Below are 15,498 nucleotides of genomic sequence, written 5' to 3'. Positions count from 1 at the left end.
TGTTGCTTTACTCTGAGCCACCCTGTAGTTTGTGAGCCATGACCTATGAGCCACAAGCAGGGAGAAGCCAGCCATGTCAGCCACCATCGCCTATGTCCGTGTCAGCACTGATGACCAGACCACCAACGCCCAGCGTCACGCCATCGAGAACCGCTACAGGGTGGCCCGCTGGTTTAGCGACGAGGCGACCTCAGGAGCCATTAAGGCCAAGGATAGGGCTGGATTCAGCCAGTTCCTGAACTACGTCAGGGAAGGCGATACTGTGGTGGTCTATGCCATCGACCGTCTGGGAAGGAACACCATCGATGTGCTGGAGACGGTCGAGGCACTCAAGGCCAAGGGAGTGGCGGTACTCTCGATCCGTGAAGGCTTTGACCTCTCCACTCCCATGGGCAAAGCCATGCTGACCATGCTCGCCGCCATGGCTGAGCTAGAGCGGTCGAACATCAAGGAGCGGCAACTGGTAGGGCTTGAGCGAGCCAGGGCAGAAGGGAAGAACCTGGGCAGGGAGAAGGTCATCGATGATGGAGCCGTAGCCCAGTGGCGTCAGGAGAACAGTGCCAGCATCAAGGGAACGGCTGACCATTTTGGAATTTCCGCAGCGTCAGTGAAGCGAGCCTGTCGGACCTTTCGGATCATGAGCTAACGATGGGCAGCGAGTGGGCAGTCAGAGCGTAGCTTTGCTATGCTTTGTGTTACATAAAGACACAACACAGGCTTGCACCCATGCATGGAGAAAACCTCAGAAAACTCCAAGCCCTGAAAGATGGTATGGGGAAAGAAAGGCTGGAAGCGAACTCTGTCCCCAAGAACCTAACTGCAGATGACTTTGAGCTATTGGCTAGCACTCTTCGTCTACCAGGCTTCAAGAAAACAAAAACAACCCCAAGGAACGAGGCGACCCATTCAAGCGCATCGGCTGAAAATGAAGCAAGGCAACCACGTCGTAGTGACTGGATCTCCGCAAAATGCCGGTTCTGCACAGCTACCTTTTCCTATCTCCCCGAGTGGAATCCAAGGCCGATTATGTGCCAGCAGTGCAGAAACGAGAGGAAGAATAAATATCAGACACGGCGAGAAAAGCATTCATCGCTGTCCAACGATTTCTCAAGCACAACAGTATACCAAGGAGGTGCCCCAGGCTTGGGTAAGCGAAGCTAATGATGCTGCATCTACATCGCCTGGGGCATCTTTATTTTTACCTAGCTACTGACACCTGAAGCCATGGCGGTAAGAACAGGGATAAACGGTCCAATTATCCCCATCACGTTGGCTCCGGTAGCTACGAACTGACCAAGCTTTTGTGCCATGGTGGGGCCATCGCTACGAGCTTTCTGCATCTCATCCACCAAAGTGGAAAGCTCAGACAACAGCTCCGCATCATCAAGCTTGGAAGTCAGTTCCGCCCGCAGGTCATCAAATACACCATCAGCCGCCTCGATGGTGATATTTACCGAATGGTCAGTGCTATTTTGGTTGAAACGGGCATGAGCACCGTAAAAATTGTAGGTTATCGAAGAGGGGACCGGCATGGCAGGTTGGCCATTGGCCCGGTGAAGCTTGGCCTCGCGGGTAACTTCTGCTTGGTAATGAGCGGGTATACCATGAAAGGCTTGGTAATAGTTCGGCTCGTTAACTACATAACGCTCCGGGTCACCGAAGGGCATCTCTCGGACCAGAACATCTCCTGGCTCAAGAGGATGTAGTGCTTGAAGATGAATTTTTCCCTTCTGAACTGAAGCCTTAATTGGCCCAAGAGTTTGCCCATCCGGTTTTTCGATGTGGATCATGTCACGGTAGAGCGAATCGAGCCCCATGCTTCCTCCATACATCTAGAATCCTTATTTAACAGTTACACTATAGCACTAGGAGGCTACCTAGCAGCAAGAAGCATCAACGCAGCCGATTGCTCCGAGGGACGAGACCAATGCCAAATCGCACCAGCATGACGCAGAAGGCGGATGCAATGCTTCTTTCCCTCGACAGCTACGGGAAAGATGATCCTGACCATGCTGGCGAGATTCGCCGAACTGGAGCGGTCGAACATCAAGGAGAGCCAACTGGCAGGGCTGGAGCGAGCTAGGGCAGAAGGCATGAACCTCGGACGGAAGAAGGTCATTGATGATGACGCGGTCGCTCAGTGGCGTCAGATCAACAGCGCCAGCATTAAGGCTACGGCTGACCACTTCGGCATCTCTTCGGCCTCAGTGAAGCGGGCCTGTCGCAACCTCAAGAAGGCAAGCTAAGTGGGCTCCCTTGCCTTGGTCGTTTCTTTCTGTTGGGGTCTGTTGGGGTGTTTGTTTTTTCGTTCGATTGAGGACTACTGGCACTCAAAATCTCTTTCCAGACCCACAGCAAGTTTCCATAAGCCGGTTACTGCAAGCATTAATACCTACGCTTACAATTAGATGAAGCGGGCCCTGTTCGGCTTACAGAAACTTTTCCTGTGATGTCGCATTCTACCTAGACAGCGATGAAAGAGGTGAATGCAGACAGTGGGGAGTCATCGAACAGGTCCGAAACATGATCCACCAGTAATAAAGCTTCAATCCGTTTCTGGGATCAGACAATACTATAAACCAAGGGCGACCTTGGGTCGCCCTTTTTGCTCACGAGCGTCGGCGCCTTCCACCAGCAAAAAATCGACTGTCCTGTTGACTTCTATCACCGTTGGTCACATCAGAAAGGATGCTCTCCAAGAAGCCTTCACCTTGCTCCTCTGCTCTCTCTTGGAATGTCAAAACAATAGTTTCAGCCATTAAGTCAATTCGGTAACCCGTTTTCTCGGCGGCGGCCTGGAATGCGCTTTGGTATACACGCAATAACAGCTCCGGACCTTGTGAGCTGCCCGTTAATTCCTCAAAGGATGCTTGACCGACAAGAACAACCACTTCTGGTGCAGCTTTTTTTACACCCGCCATAGAGCGGTGGCCTCGGAGGGTATTGCCAATTAAAGCATGGTAATAAATGCCACCACCATACCTTTCCTGAAGCAACTGAAGCTGCTGCCCTAACCGTTTTCCATCTCCACCTTTAGCAGATCCTGTTTTGCTCTTTATCTGATGAAACCGTATTGGTCGATCCTCACTCCATGGTGGTTGTACAAGATCGGCACCTGGAAAAGGATTTGACTCGTAGTTAAGTATTTCCTGCTCTCTTCCCCGAGGTTCAGGAGCCCTGACATTGCCTCGCATTAGCCCAAGCATGTCTTCGTGAAGGTGCCCCATGAGACCCTCAATCATCATTAAAGCTTTATGACCAACAGTCTGCTCTATTGCCTTCTCAATGCTGCCCCCCGAAAGTAGATACTGAGTAGCAGCTAGTATATAGGGGTCAAGTACATCGCCGGGGTTCCTGCCTACTTCAATATGCCTGGCCTCACGGGGGAACCCCCCAACAACAGATTCTACCTTTTCTTCAGCAGCGGTTACAGCGGCTTCAGGATCCGAAAAAGCTATGGTCAGTTGTATTTGCTGGGCGATGTTAGCTGTATGATAAGCTAGGCTTTGAGCAGGGAGACCCGCTGAAATAAGTAAGTCTTTGGAAAATCCCAGAATGTCTGAAAACGGCAGAGACACCAGCCAATCAATAGGCTTGTCATATAGACTTTGAGGGGGAGTTACATCTAATTTCAGATCATCTAAAGCCTTCTCAAATATATCCCCAGATGACTTGAAGTTCCTCTCTAACAAGTCATCTTGAGCAGATTCCATCTTGGCTAGCAAATCCGGATTAATTTGGTACACCGGATTTGTATGCTCGATATATTTCATAGTTCCCCTATGATGCGAAAAGATCGGTTTGTGCCGCTTTCGCCTTTATGTTCGCCTTCGTTTTTTTATTCCTTGCCCTGGACCTTAAGGCATACTGTGCGTCTTGAAGCATCTCTTTATAATCTCGCTGTTCGCTATGACGCCCATTAAAGTGCGCTAATATTGCATCGCCCACGGCTTTTCCTAATGCAGTGGGTACAGCATTTCCGACTTGGAGATATTGGCTGCTCATTGAGCCTGAGAACTTCCAGTTATCAGGGAACCCTTGCAAGCGGGAGCATTCTTTTACAGAAAGAGGACGTACTTGCTCTGGGTGGCACATGGCGCTTCCTTTGCGGTTCGGTCTCCCGGTAACGGTTGGCGAAGGGCTATCCCAAGGCAACCGACGGAAGAAGCCTGTTTTTCCACCACCCGCCGCATATGAACCACCCAGTGCTTCTTTCTGCAATTCTATAGGTAGGTTACGCCAATTACCGCCAGCAGGTACAAGCTCAAAGAAACGTGCAACTTCTGGGGTATATCGTGAGTGGTCCCCAGGGTTATCCTTAATATCTTGGATGGCTTCTCTAACTGTTCTGAAGGGTAACAGGCCCGACTCCGCATCACCGTGAGAGGGCAGCGGCATTTCAGGAGCACCGCCATTCCTTGCTCCGATCATTATGAATCTCAATCGGTGTTGTGGAGCCCCGTGATCAGCCGCATCTAACACACCAAAACTGACTGAATAACCCAGTTTTTCAACATCTTCTAATATTGCGGTTACAGCGGAGCCGGGCATCTCATCCCACTCTAATTGCTTCGTTCCGCAATCAGTTATAACTTTGCCCTCTTGATATTTCTTGAGACTCCAATGTTTACCAGGGCGATCTTCAATCTTTCTGTGGCGCAGCGCTGCTGTGACCAGATTGGCAACGTTTTCTAAGACAAAATATTCGGGCCTAACTTCCTTTATCAGAGACAAATATTCGTATATGAGGTTGCCCCTAGGATCACCTAGGGCTGCACGTTTACCACCTGAAGAAAAGCTCTGACAGGGAGGTCCGCCGACCATCAAGAATACGTCTGAAGTTTCGCAGCCACGGAGTCCGCGCAACTCCTTCACGCTGATGTGTGACACATCGCCGTTTTCTGGCTGCGTGATCTGAGGCCGGTTTTGGGCTATTACCTTCCTACAAGCCCGATCATTTTCGACAGCGAGCGTCGTCTCTAATCCGGCCCTTTCAAGACCAATATCAAGGCCCATCGCACCTGTAAAAAATGACCACACTTCCAAGAGAAAATACCTCACACTGGATACAACGGGAGCTGCCCGCCAGCACTTACCAAAGCCTTGCATTCTATCACGAGAGAGTAGTAGCGGCAGCATTGCATTCCATGCGGCAGGGAGGGAGGGGCTAGGCTAGTCTCACCAAAGAAAAACCCCCGGTGTCAGGGAGTAGGCTTCCTACATTCCTATCGACCGGGGGTTCGTTTGGCAGAGCAGGAAGCTTGGTAGAAGGGGACTGGTGGCCCTCAGGGCCGTCTCCAGACCTTCCTACATTCTTCCTACATTCCTTCCTACATCGCTGCCTACATTTCTTCGTAAGACATTGATTTTAAAAGGATGCTAGGGGTGGTTGGCAGATTACATCATGCCGCCCATGCCACCCATTCCACCCATGCCGCCCATGTCCGGGCCGCCTTCCTTCTCTTCCGGATCGTCGGCGATCATGCACTCGGTGGTGATCATGAGGCCAGCCACGGAACCGGCGGACTGCAGCGCAGTACGGGTCACCTTGGCCGGATCCAGCACACCCATTTCGAACAGGTCGCCGAACTCGCCGGTCTGGGCGTTGTAGCCGAAGTTTCCTTCGCCTGCCTTCACCTCGTTGCAGATCACGGAAGCTTCCTGACCGGCGTTGGTGACGATCTGGCGCAGCGGAGATTCCATGGCGCGCAGGGCAATGGCGATACCGTGGGTCTGGTCTTCGTTCTCGCCCTTGAGGTCCTTGATCTTGGTAAGTACGCGCACCAGGGCGGTACCGCCACCAGGCACCACGCCTTCCTCGACCGCGGCGCGAGTGGAGTGCAGGGCGTCCTCGACGCGAGCCTTCTTCTCCTTCATCTCCACTTCGGTGGCGGCACCGACGCGGATCACGGCAACACCGCCGGCCAGCTTGGCAACGCGCTCCTGCAGCTTCTCGCGATCGTAGTCGGAGGAGGTTTCCTCGATCTGCGCGCGGATCTGGTTGACGCGGGCTTCGATGTCGCCCTCGTTACCGGCGCCGTCGATGATGGTGGTGTTCTCCTTGGACATGGTGATGCGCTTGGCGCTGCCCAGGTGATCCAGGTTGGCCTGCTCCAGGGTCAGACCCACTTCCTCGGAGATCACGGTGCCGTTGGTCAGGATGGCGATATCCTGCAGCATGGCCTTGCGACGGTCGCCGAAGCCGGGCGCCTTGGCAGCCGCTACCTTGACGATACCGCGCATGTTGTTGACCACCAGGGTGGCCAGCGCTTCGCCTTCGATGTCCTCGGCGATGATTGCCAGCGGCTTGCCGGACTTGGCGACGGCTTCCAGCACCGGCAGCAGTTCGCGGATGTTGGAGATCTTCTTGTCGACCAGCAGCAGGTAGGGGTCTTCCAGCTCGACCGCCATGGTGTCCTGGTTGGTCACGAAGTAGGGCGACAGGTAGCCGCGGTCGAACTGCATGCCCTCGACGACTTCCAGCTCGTCCTCGAAGCCACGGCCTTCGTCGACGGTGATGACGCCTTCCTTGCCGACTTTCTCCATCGCTTCGGCGATGATTTCACCGATGCGCTTGTCGCCGTTGGCGGAGATGGTGCCGACCTGGGCGATGGCCTTGGAATCGGTGCAGGGCACGGCCAGGGCTTCGATTTCCTTGACCGCGGCGATGACGGCCTGGTCGATGCCGCGCTTCAGGTCCATCGGGTTCATGCCGGCGGTCACGCCCTTCATGCCCTCGGTGACGATGGACTGGGCCAGGACGGTAGCGGTGGTGGTGCCGTCACCGGCAACGTCGGAAGTCTTGGAGGCAACTTCCTTGACCATCTGCGCGCCCATGTTCTCGAACTTGTCTTTCAGTTCGATTTCCTTGGCGACGGAGACGCCGTCCTTGGTCACGGTCGGCGCGCCGAAGGACTTCTCCAGCACCACGTTGCGGCCTTTCGGACCCAGGGTGGCCTTGACGGCGTTGGCCAGAACGTCAACACCACGGGCCATGCGCTTGCGGGCGTCATCGGAGAATTTGACTTGTTTCGCTGCCATTTTTCGTTACTTCCTGTCAGTTCGTGAACGTCTTATGGGAACGGAGTAGGCGTGTCGGCTCAGCCTTCGACCACGGCGAGGATATCGGACTCGCTCATGATCAGGACTTCCTCGCCATCGATCTTCTGCTTCTCGACGCCGAAGCCTTCCTTGAAAATCACGGTGTCGCCGACCTTGACGTCCAGCGGGCGAACGTCACCGTTGTCGAGAATCCGGCCGTTACCGACGGCGAGCACTTCGCCACGAGTCGGCTTTTCCTGGGCGTTGCCCGGAAGCACGATGCCGCCAGCGGTCTTTTGCTCTTCTTCAACGCGACGGACGACGACGCGATCGTGCAAGGGACGGATGTTCATTGCTCACGTTCTCCTGATGGTCAGTTGTGCCATGCATGGCATGGCGGTTCATCACTGCCTTCCAGCGACCCGGAAGGTGGAGGCGAGGACGCCTTCCTTGTTAAAGATGCCGAGTGCCACTCGGCACCATAGCCTTGTGCTGACCGAGAAATGGGGCCGGGTAAATCCCTTTCAAGGGCCAGCGGTAAAATTTTTTTGCCTTGGCGATTCCCCAGTGCGAACTAGCGGCGCGGCTCGTTGCGACTGATGAAATCGCCTTCCAGCGGCTGGCTGCTATCTCCGCCCGGTCGCTCTTGATTCGTACTGCGCATGTGTGGATCGCTCTCGGGACGCTGCCAGTCGCCGTTGTGTCTCGTGTCGCCTGGCGAGCTGCGATGGGCCACGCCAAGCAGGCGCAGGTTGATCAGCGCCAGCAGGCGGGCGAGCAGGCGACGTGCGCCGGGCAGGACGCAGATCAGGCCGAGCGCATCGGAAAGGAAGCCAGGGGCGAGCATCAATGCACCACCAAAGATCAGCGCCGCCCCGGCCAATAGCTCGCTGGAGGGTAGCTCCCCTTGTGCCATGCGCTGGCGAGCGCGAGCGAGGGTGGCGGTACCCTGCTGGCGAATCAGGTGGAGCCCGATGAAGCCGGTAGCGAGTACCAGTGCCAGGGTGGGCAAGAGGCCGATGCGGCTGCCCACGGAGAACAGCACGATGAAGTCGAGCAGGGTGAACAGCGTAAAGATGATCAGTAACGGCATGTCGTCTCCGGGGGTGAGGATTTGCTGATCATGGGGGCGGGTAGTGAAAATTCAAGCGCATTGGTTGGCTGACGTGAGTTCATGATATTCTTGTGTTGCATTGCACAAAAAAACCGTCTTGCTCTCAAGTCAAGCGAGCTTTCTGCCGAAATGACAGCATGAAGATACGTTCAGGACGAGACCGCGGGACGGATGGCCTGCTCTTGAGCCGAGCAGGCATCGAACCGGCTCACTACTTACTGGGGACAGCGAATGAAACTGGACAAGACCGTGATTGCCATTACCGGCGGCGCTCGAGGCCTTGGCTTTGCCATGGCGCGTCGCTTGGGTCGCCAGGGCGCCACGCTGGCGCTGCTGGACATGGACGGCGATGCTCTGGACAAGGCCGTATCCGTGCTTCTTGCGGAAGGTATCGAGGCAGGGGCCTTTCGCGTGAACGTGGCGGACGAGGTATCGGTGAAACAGGCCTTCGGCGATGTGGCGGCCACACTGGGGCCTGTCAGCGGCCTGGTCAACAACGCCGGTATCCTGCGTGATGCCCTGCTGGTCAAGGCGAAGGACGGCAAGGTCGAGAAGACCATGTCGCTGGAGCAGTGGCAGTCCGTCATCGACGTCAACCTCACCGGCGTGTTCCTGTGTGGCCGTGAGGCTGCCAGCCAGATGGTCGAGGCCGGTCATGGCGGGGTGATCGTCAACATCTCGAGCATCTCGCGGGCCGGCAACATGGGCCAGAGCAACTACGCGGCTGCCAAGGCTGCCGTGGTGGCGCTGACCACGACCTGGGCCAAGGAGCTGGCGCGCTACGGGATTCGCGTGGGGGCGGTGGCACCGGGCTTCATCGAGACCGACATGACCGCTTCCATGCGCGAGGACATGCTCGACAAGCTGACCGCCGGCGTGCCGCTCAGGCGGCTCGGTGACCCCGATCATATCGCCCAGAGCGTGGCCTTCATCATCGAGAACGACTATTTCACCGGCCGTGTGATCGAGTGCGACGGTGGCCTGCGTTTATAACAGTCAAGAAGAAAGCCCAAGAAAACCCCTACCCAGAACGACAGCGAGGCCGGCATGTGATGCCGGCCTCGCTGCGTTTCACTACTACGCCACTCTAGAAAGCGACCTGGTCGCGGAATCCGTCCACAGTGGCTGATCCGATACCGCTGACCCGGGTCAGGTCGTCGGCACTTTCGAAGTTCCCGTTGGCTTCGCGGTCCTCGATGATTGCTTGGGCACGGCTCGGCCCGATGCCTGGCAGCTCGGCGAGCAATTCCGCATCAGCGGTATTGACGTTGATCGGTGCCACGTCCTGAGCCATGGCCAGCGAGGCAAAGCTCAGTGTCAGCGCCAGAAAGGCAGCTTGAATGACTCCCTTCATCTCTTGTTTTCCTCGTTTGTGGAAGTTTTCTACTTGAATTGCGCGAGACGCGGTTAGGTCTCGCCCTTCAAGCTAAACGAGTCAGGCAGGGAAAAAGAGTGGTATATCGCCATTCGCTATGTAAGAAAAAGCCGATAATGTTTGGGAGAAATTGCCCAATCCCGTTGTGAGATTTCTTACATGAAAGCGGTGGAGCTTGCGCTGAAGCGGCTACGCCCGATGCCCACGGCATCGGGCGAGGTCAGAGAAATCATCAGCCCTCTGCGGCGGCCTTGTCGGTACGGGCGGCGAGAATGAAGTCGTTCTTGTGCAGTCCCTTCATCTCGTGGGACCACCAGGTCACGGTGACCTTGCCCCATTCGGTGAGCAGGGCGGGATGGTGACCCACCTCCTCGGCGATCTCGCCGACCCGATTGGTAAAGGCCAGGGCCTGCTTGAAGTTGCGGAACTTGAACACGCGCTCGAGCTGCTTGATGCCGTCGCGCTCCACCATCTTCCACTCGGGGATGTCGCGCTTGAGCGTCTCGAGTTCGTCGTCGGTGACATGGGGTGCGTCCCAGCTGCACGCTTCGCACTGCTGTTCGGAAAGTTGGGTCATGGTCGCTCCTCGTCGGGGTTTGTTGGTATGGGTGTCGTCGCTTGCGTTCAGGCTTACGCCTTGGCTGCCTTCGGGGCCGGCTCGAAGCGCGGTTCGTGCAGGCCCAGCTCCATGGCCCGGTGCACCATGGCCATGATGTCCTGCTGGGAAAGCTCGTGCAGGGTCGAGAGATCGTCCAGCACATAGTAGAGCGGCTGCAGGATATCGATGCGGTAAGGCGTGCGCAGCGCCTCTACGGGGTCGAACGGCTGATGCACCGGCGTATCCGACAGCGCGTGCAGGGTCTCCTTCGGCGAGGAGATGATGCCGCCGCCGTAGATGCGCCGGCCTTCAGGTGTGTCCACCAGGCCGAACTCCACCGTCATCCAGTACAGGCGGGCCAGGTAGACCCTCTCCTTGGGCTCCGCGGCGAGGCCGAGGCGGCCATAGGTGGCGGTGAACTCGGCGAAAGCCGGGTTGGTGAGCATTGGGCAATGGCCGAAGATCTCGTGGAAGATGTCCGGCTCCTTGAGATAATCGAGCTCCTCCGGCGTGCGAATGAAGGTGGCCACCGGGAAGCGCCGGTTGGCCAGCAGCTCGAAGAAGGTATCGAACGGAATCAGCGCCGGTACGTGGGCGGTCTGCCAGCCGGTACTGGCCTCGAGCACGCGGTCGATATCGGCGAGTTGGGGAATCCGGTCCTCGGGCAGGGCGAGCCGCTCCAGGCCGTGGAGGTACTCCTGGCAGACGCGACCCTCGAGCATGCCGAGCTGGCGCTGCATCAGGGTCTGCCAGGTGGCGTTGTCCTGTTCGGGCCAGTCGATGAAGCCGTTGTCGTCGGGCAGACGCGCACGATAGCCGGTCTTGCTGGTGACATCGCTGAGATGCGGGTTGGATGACGTCATGGGCCACTCCGGTCGGCTGGTCTTGTGTTTGTCTTGCGAACCTTTTGACCCGAGTCTAGAGCCGATGCGCCCTGGGTTTCCCTGCATTGAGGTGGCATTGTGGTACGTAGAAAAGGCGCCAGCGTAAAGAAATCCTGACGACTCGTGTCGTGGTAAGTCCGATATCTCGAAGCTCGGGCTCTCTTCAGGTTTGTACCGCCCTGGGTGTCACGTTATCTTTACAGGCGAGGCACGTCGGCTTGACGTACTTTTCCTGGCTTTGCCTTGGGTGAGCCGATTCCCACCACTTCAGAGGCTCATGCTTCATGAGATTGAGGTTTCACTGCCAGAACCGTATCGGCATCCTGCGTGACATCGTCTCGCATTTCGTCGACTACGGCCTCAACGTCGCACGCGGTGAAGTCGGGGGTGAGCATGGCAACGCCATCTATCTCCATATACCCAATCTGCTCAACGCCCAACTGGCCACGCTCAAGCCGGAGCTCGAGGCGGTGCCCGGCGTGTTCGGCGTGCGCCGGGTCAGTCTGATGCCGAGCGAGCGACGCCACCTGGAGCTCGATGCGCTGCTGTCCTCCCTTTCCGACCCGGTGATGTCCATCGACATGGAGGGGCACATCGTCGCCGCCAACCGTGCCGCCGGCCAACTGCTTGGGGTGCGCATCGACGAGGTGCCGGGGCTTTCGCTCAACCGCTACCTGCCCGATGTGGATCTCCCGGCGCTGATTCGGCGCAACAATGCGCGGGTCAACGGCCTGCGCATCAAGCTGCGCGACGCCACCTTCCTGGCCGACATCGCCCCGCTGCATCGAGAACATCACGACGACGTGGCCTCACTGGCCGGCGCCGTGGTAACCCTGCACAGTGCCGATCGTATCGGCGAGCGTATCTACCAGGTCCAGCGCCAGGAGCTGCGCGGCTTCGATGCGCTGTTCCAGGCGAGCCCCCGGTTGGCCGCTCTGATTCGCGAGGCCCGGCGCATGGCGCCGCTGGATGCGCCGCTGTTGATTCATGGCGAGACCGGTACCGGCAAGGAGTTGCTGGCAAGGGCTTGCCACCTGGCCAGCTCTCGCGGGCAGGCGCCCTTCATGGCGCTCAACTGCGCCGGGCTGCCGGAGTCGATGGCCGAGACGGAGCTGTTCGGCTATGCGCCGGGCGCCTTCGAGGGCGCGCGCCCCGAGGGCAAGCTCGGCCTGCTGGAGCTGACTGCGGGCGGCACCATCTTCCTCGATGAAGTGGGGGAGATGAGCCCTCGCCTGCAGGTCAAGCTGCTGCGCTTCCTGCAGGACGGCGGCTTTCGCCGGGTGGGCAGCGACGAGGAGACCTACCTCGACGTGCGAGTGGTCTGCGCCACCCAGCAGGACCTGCCCAAGCTTTGCGCCGAGGGCCACTTTCGCCACGATCTCTATCACCGCCTCAACGTGCTGTCGCTGGCGGTGCCGCCGCTGCGCGATTGCCTCGACGGCATCGAGGCCATGGCGCTTCACTTCATCGACCGTGCCGCGCGCCAGATCGGTTGCCGCATGCCCGGTCTGTCGCCGGCCGCGCTGGCGCGGCTCTCCACCTACCATTGGCCGGGCAACGTTCGCCAACTGGAGAATGTGCTGTTCCAGGCAGTGTCGCTGTGCGAGGGCGATGCCATCGAGCCGGCCCACCTGCGCCTGCCGGACGTGGGCGCGGCGCCGGGCCTCTCCGGCATCGATCTGGATGGCAGCCTGGCCGGCATCATGAGTGACGTGGAGCGTCGCGTGCTCGCCGCCCTCTATCCGCAGTACCCCTCCAGCCGGCAACTGGCCAAGCGCCTCGGGGTGTCGCACACCACCATCGCCAACAAGCTGCGCAGCTACGGCATCGGTTCCGCCGACTCCTGACCGTTGATCGGCGTGGTACGGGCGGCAAGGTCACGCACCTCCGCGTAGCGATAGGCCTCCAATGCGCCGAAGCCAGGCAGGCGCCTTGCCTTGAGGCGGGTCAGCAGGGGGCCGGTCAGGCCACACAGGAAGCGCGCCAGCAGGTCGGGCGTGACGGGGTGGGCTTCGCCGTTGCCGGTCAGTTGCTGGACCAGCTCGCCCGCCAGCCGCTCGATGGTCTCGCCCTGAAGCGGTTCGAGTGGCTCGGGGTCGGGCAGGCGGGCAACCTGGCCGCGGCAGGCCGAGCAGTGGCCGCAGTGCTGTGGTACCCGGTCATCGCCGAACCATTCGGCCAGCCGTCGGCTCAGGCAGGCCTCGCTCTCGAACAGGGCCAGCATTGCATGAAGGCGCTCGACCTCGGCGCGCTCCTTGTCGCGGAAATAGGCGTACAGCTCCTCGGTCAGGGCGGCGGGATCGAGGTCGTCGCGCAGCACATCGAAGACCTCGGTCATCTGCTTGCTCTCGAGCACCATCCAGCCCTGGGCGACGAAGTAGTCCAGGGCGGTGAGCACACGGGCACGCTCGACGTTGAGGCCGCGTTCGCCGCCCAGGCCCTCGAGTTCCGCGAAGTCGAGGTTGAACCAGGTCCGCGCGCGCTGCGAGGCGTCGAGGATCGCCTGGACGAAGGCGCCACGTTCGCCCTCGAAGCGGGCGACCAGAACCTCGGGCTCCTCGTGCAGGCGGAAGCGGTACTCGGCGAAGTAGCTGTAGCGCGGCGCGATGATGCCGCGCAGTTCGAGCTGCACCAGCAGCGTCTTGAGCGGCAGCGGGCGGATGTTGCTGTGCTGGGAGAGCGAGTTGAGCACCAGCTCCCATTGGCGCGTGGTGCCGCCTCGGGCAGCTTCGATCAGTTCGTCGATCACGCGGCGAATGCCATCGGGCTCCGGGGTGTCGCCGTAGACGAAGTTCTCCAGCACGTTGACGTGATCGCGCCCGGCCAGCATCAGGCAGTCGGAGGTCTGGCCGTCGCGGCCGGCGCGGCCGATCTCCTGGCTGTAGTTCTCGACCGACTTGGGCAGGTCGAAGTGGACCACGTTGCGGATGTCGGACTTGTCGATGCCCATGCCGAAGGCGATGGTAGCCACGATGCAGGGCGTATGGCCGGCCATGAAGTCGCGCTGGATGCGCTCGCGCGTCTCGCCGTCGAGCCCGGCGTGGTAGGCGATGGCACCCATGCCCGCCTTGCTCAGGTAGGCCGCCAGGCGCTCGGCGGTCTGCTGCAGGGTGACATAGACGATGGTGGGCTCGGGCGGCTCTCCGCCGAGCTTGGGTCGCAGCCAATCCACCAGCCGGCGTGGACGCATCTCGGCCGGTACCGGCGACACCTCCAGGTTGAGATTAGGGCGATAGAAGCCGGTGGCGGTCACGTCGCCTTCGGCGATGTCGAAACGCTCGCGCATGTCGGCGATCACCCGCGGCGTGGCCGTGGCGGTCAGCAGCAGCACCTGGGGAATGCCGAACTCGCGGCGATACTGGGGCAGCTTGAGGTAATCCGGCCGGAAGTTGTGGCCCCACTCCGAGATGCAGTGGGCCTCGTCGACCACCAGCAGCGAGATCGGTACGCGGCGGATGAAGGCGCGGAAGCGCTCGTTCTTGAGCCTCTCCACCGAGATCATCAGGATACGGATCGCGCCGCGCTTGACGCCTTCCATGACCGCGGCCGCTTCCTCGCGGCTCTGGCTCGAGTCGATGCTGGCGGCGGCGATGCCGTGGCGCGCAAGGAAGGCGAGCTGATCCTGCATCAGTGCCAGCAGGGGAGAGATGACCAGGGTGAGATGGGGCAGGTGCAGGGCGGGCAGCTGGTAGCACAGCGACTTGCCCGAGCCGGTGGGGAAGATCGCCGCCGCCGAGCGGCCCGCCGTGATCGCTTCGATGACCGGGCGCTGCCCGAGGCGGAAGTCGTCATAGCCGAAGACCCGCTGTAACGTCTGATCGATCATGTAGGCACTCCCTGCACTGTTGTTCTAAACGCTGAATTCTATCGACTTGAGGCGGAGGCCATGGCAACCACCAGGCGTGAGCGCACATTCTCGCATATCGTCGGCTTCGACGATTGTCCGTTCCCGCGCGGGCACCGCGGCGACGTGGCCATCGTCGGCGCGGTGTTCTCCGGGCTGCGCCTGGAAGGCGTGCTCTCCGGCAAGGTACGCCGGGATGGCGTCAACAGCACCCGCGAGTTGATTCGCCTCGTCGGCAGCTCGCGTTTCGCCGCGCATCTTCAGCTCATCATGTTGCAGGGCGTGGCACTTGCCGGTTTCAACGTGGTGGACGCAGCGCGCCTGCACGCCGAGCTGGGCCTGCCGGTGCTGGTAGTGGCGCGCCGTGCACCGCGCCGGGGGGCCATGCGCCGGGCATTGCTCGAACGGATTCCCGGCGGTGCGCGCAAGTGGTCACTGGTAGAGAGGCTGGGGGAGATGGAGCCGCTCGAAGGTGTCTACGTGCAGCGCGTGGGGCTGAGCGCGGAGGAGGCGGCAGCCGCGATACGCGCCACCACACCCCACGGCAGCGTGCCCGAGCCGCTGCGCGTGGCGCACCTGATTGCCGGCGGGGTGGCCACGGGGGAGAGCAGCGGACGCGTGTAGCCTCTGCGTGTAAGAAAC

General features: G+C 59.5%; 15 protein-coding genes. 5 read left to right on the top strand and 10 right to left on the bottom strand.

What is annotated here, in order from left to right; all coding sequences use genetic code 11:
- Positions 1-73 precede the first annotated feature (73 nt).
- A complete protein-coding gene (locus tag ACUY1T_RS02695; protein WP_446020170.1) occupies positions 74-646 on the top strand; it encodes a recombinase family protein in 573 nt (190 codons plus the stop codon).
- 556 nt (positions 647-1,202) lie between these two features.
- Here ACUY1T_RS02695 and ACUY1T_RS02690 read toward each other — a convergent pair.
- On the bottom strand, positions 1,203-1,817 hold the full coding sequence (locus ACUY1T_RS02690) for a hypothetical protein (protein WP_446020169.1): 615 nt from the start codon (positions 1,815-1,817) through the stop codon (positions 1,203-1,205).
- Positions 1,818-1,961: 144 nt separating this feature from the next.
- On the opposite strand from ACUY1T_RS02690, the gene ACUY1T_RS02685 reads away from it, so the two are divergent.
- Positions 1,962-2,246 carry a recombinase family protein gene (locus ACUY1T_RS02685; RefSeq protein WP_446020168.1) on the top strand — a complete coding sequence of 95 codons (285 nt, stop codon included), beginning with the start codon at positions 1,962-1,964 and terminating at the stop codon, positions 2,244-2,246.
- A gap of 363 nt (positions 2,247-2,609) precedes the next feature.
- Here the strand turns inward: ACUY1T_RS02685 and ACUY1T_RS02680 are convergent, their stop codons facing one another.
- The 5 genes from ACUY1T_RS02680 to ACUY1T_RS02660 form a co-directional block, all read right to left on the bottom strand.
- The gene (locus tag ACUY1T_RS02680) at positions 2,610-3,773 is read right to left on the bottom strand and encodes a hypothetical protein (RefSeq protein ID WP_446020167.1); all 1,164 of its coding nucleotides are present in this window, start codon (positions 3,771-3,773) and stop codon (positions 2,610-2,612) included.
- A gap of 7 nt (positions 3,774-3,780) precedes the next feature.
- Entirely contained in the window at positions 3,781-5,061 is a 1,281-nt protein-coding gene (locus ACUY1T_RS02675; RefSeq protein WP_446020166.1) for a DNA cytosine methyltransferase, read from the bottom strand.
- A 336-nt stretch (positions 5,062-5,397) separates the two neighbouring features.
- Complete coding sequence (gene groL / locus ACUY1T_RS02670) at positions 5,398-7,041, bottom strand: chaperonin GroEL (RefSeq protein ID WP_263583659.1); 1,644 nt, start codon at positions 7,039-7,041, stop codon at positions 5,398-5,400.
- Positions 7,042-7,100: 59 nt separating this feature from the next.
- Positions 7,101-7,394 carry a co-chaperone GroES gene (locus ACUY1T_RS02665; RefSeq protein ID WP_104204123.1) on the bottom strand — a complete coding sequence of 98 codons (294 nt, stop codon included), beginning with the start codon at positions 7,392-7,394 and terminating at the stop codon, positions 7,101-7,103.
- Between the two features lie 221 nt (positions 7,395-7,615).
- Positions 7,616-8,134: an FxsA family protein gene (locus ACUY1T_RS02660; protein ID WP_446020165.1), complete on the bottom strand. Its 519-nt coding sequence runs from the start codon at positions 8,132-8,134 to the stop codon at positions 7,616-7,618.
- Positions 8,135-8,386: 252 nt separating this feature from the next.
- Here ACUY1T_RS02660 and ACUY1T_RS02655 point away from each other — a divergent pair, with 252 nt between their 5' ends.
- Positions 8,387-9,148, top strand: a complete 762-nt coding sequence (locus tag ACUY1T_RS02655) for an SDR family oxidoreductase (protein WP_446020164.1) — start codon at positions 8,387-8,389, stop codon at positions 9,146-9,148.
- 94 nt (positions 9,149-9,242) lie between these two features.
- Here the strand turns inward: ACUY1T_RS02655 and ACUY1T_RS02650 are convergent, their stop codons facing one another.
- From ACUY1T_RS02650 to phhA, 3 genes are all read right to left on the bottom strand, one after another.
- On the bottom strand, positions 9,243-9,509 hold the full coding sequence (locus ACUY1T_RS02650) for a ComEA family DNA-binding protein (RefSeq protein WP_446020163.1): 267 nt from the start codon (positions 9,507-9,509) through the stop codon (positions 9,243-9,245).
- A 253-nt stretch (positions 9,510-9,762) separates the two neighbouring features.
- Positions 9,763-10,107: a 4a-hydroxytetrahydrobiopterin dehydratase gene (locus ACUY1T_RS02645; protein WP_446020162.1), complete on the bottom strand. Its 345-nt coding sequence runs from the start codon at positions 10,105-10,107 to the stop codon at positions 9,763-9,765.
- 53 nt (positions 10,108-10,160) lie between these two features.
- Entirely contained in the window at positions 10,161-10,991 is an 831-nt protein-coding gene (phhA, locus tag ACUY1T_RS02640; RefSeq protein ID WP_446020161.1) for a phenylalanine 4-monooxygenase, read from the bottom strand.
- Positions 10,992-11,296: 305 nt separating this feature from the next.
- Here phhA and ACUY1T_RS02635 point away from each other — a divergent pair, with 305 nt between their 5' ends.
- Positions 11,297-12,859 carry a sigma-54-dependent transcriptional regulator gene (locus ACUY1T_RS02635; RefSeq protein ID WP_446020160.1) on the top strand — a complete coding sequence of 521 codons (1,563 nt, stop codon included), beginning with the start codon at positions 11,297-11,299 and terminating at the stop codon, positions 12,857-12,859.
- Here the strand turns inward: ACUY1T_RS02635 and ACUY1T_RS02630 are convergent.
- A complete protein-coding gene (locus ACUY1T_RS02630) occupies positions 12,832-14,838 on the bottom strand; it encodes a RecQ family ATP-dependent DNA helicase (RefSeq protein ID WP_446020159.1) in 2,007 nt (668 codons plus the stop codon). The genes ACUY1T_RS02635 and ACUY1T_RS02630 overlap by 28 nt on opposite strands.
- Positions 14,839-14,898: 60 nt before the next feature.
- Between ACUY1T_RS02630 and ACUY1T_RS02625 the strand changes: the two genes are divergently transcribed.
- Complete coding sequence (locus ACUY1T_RS02625) at positions 14,899-15,480, top strand: endonuclease dU (RefSeq protein WP_446020158.1); 582 nt, start codon at positions 14,899-14,901, stop codon at positions 15,478-15,480.
- The last annotated feature ends 18 nt before the right edge of the window (positions 15,481-15,498 follow it).

It is taken from the genome of Billgrantia sp. Q4P2, assembly GCF_052806135.1.
The sequence above is the reverse complement of the archived record's forward strand: the minus strand, read 5'-3'. Positions and strand labels throughout refer to the sequence as shown.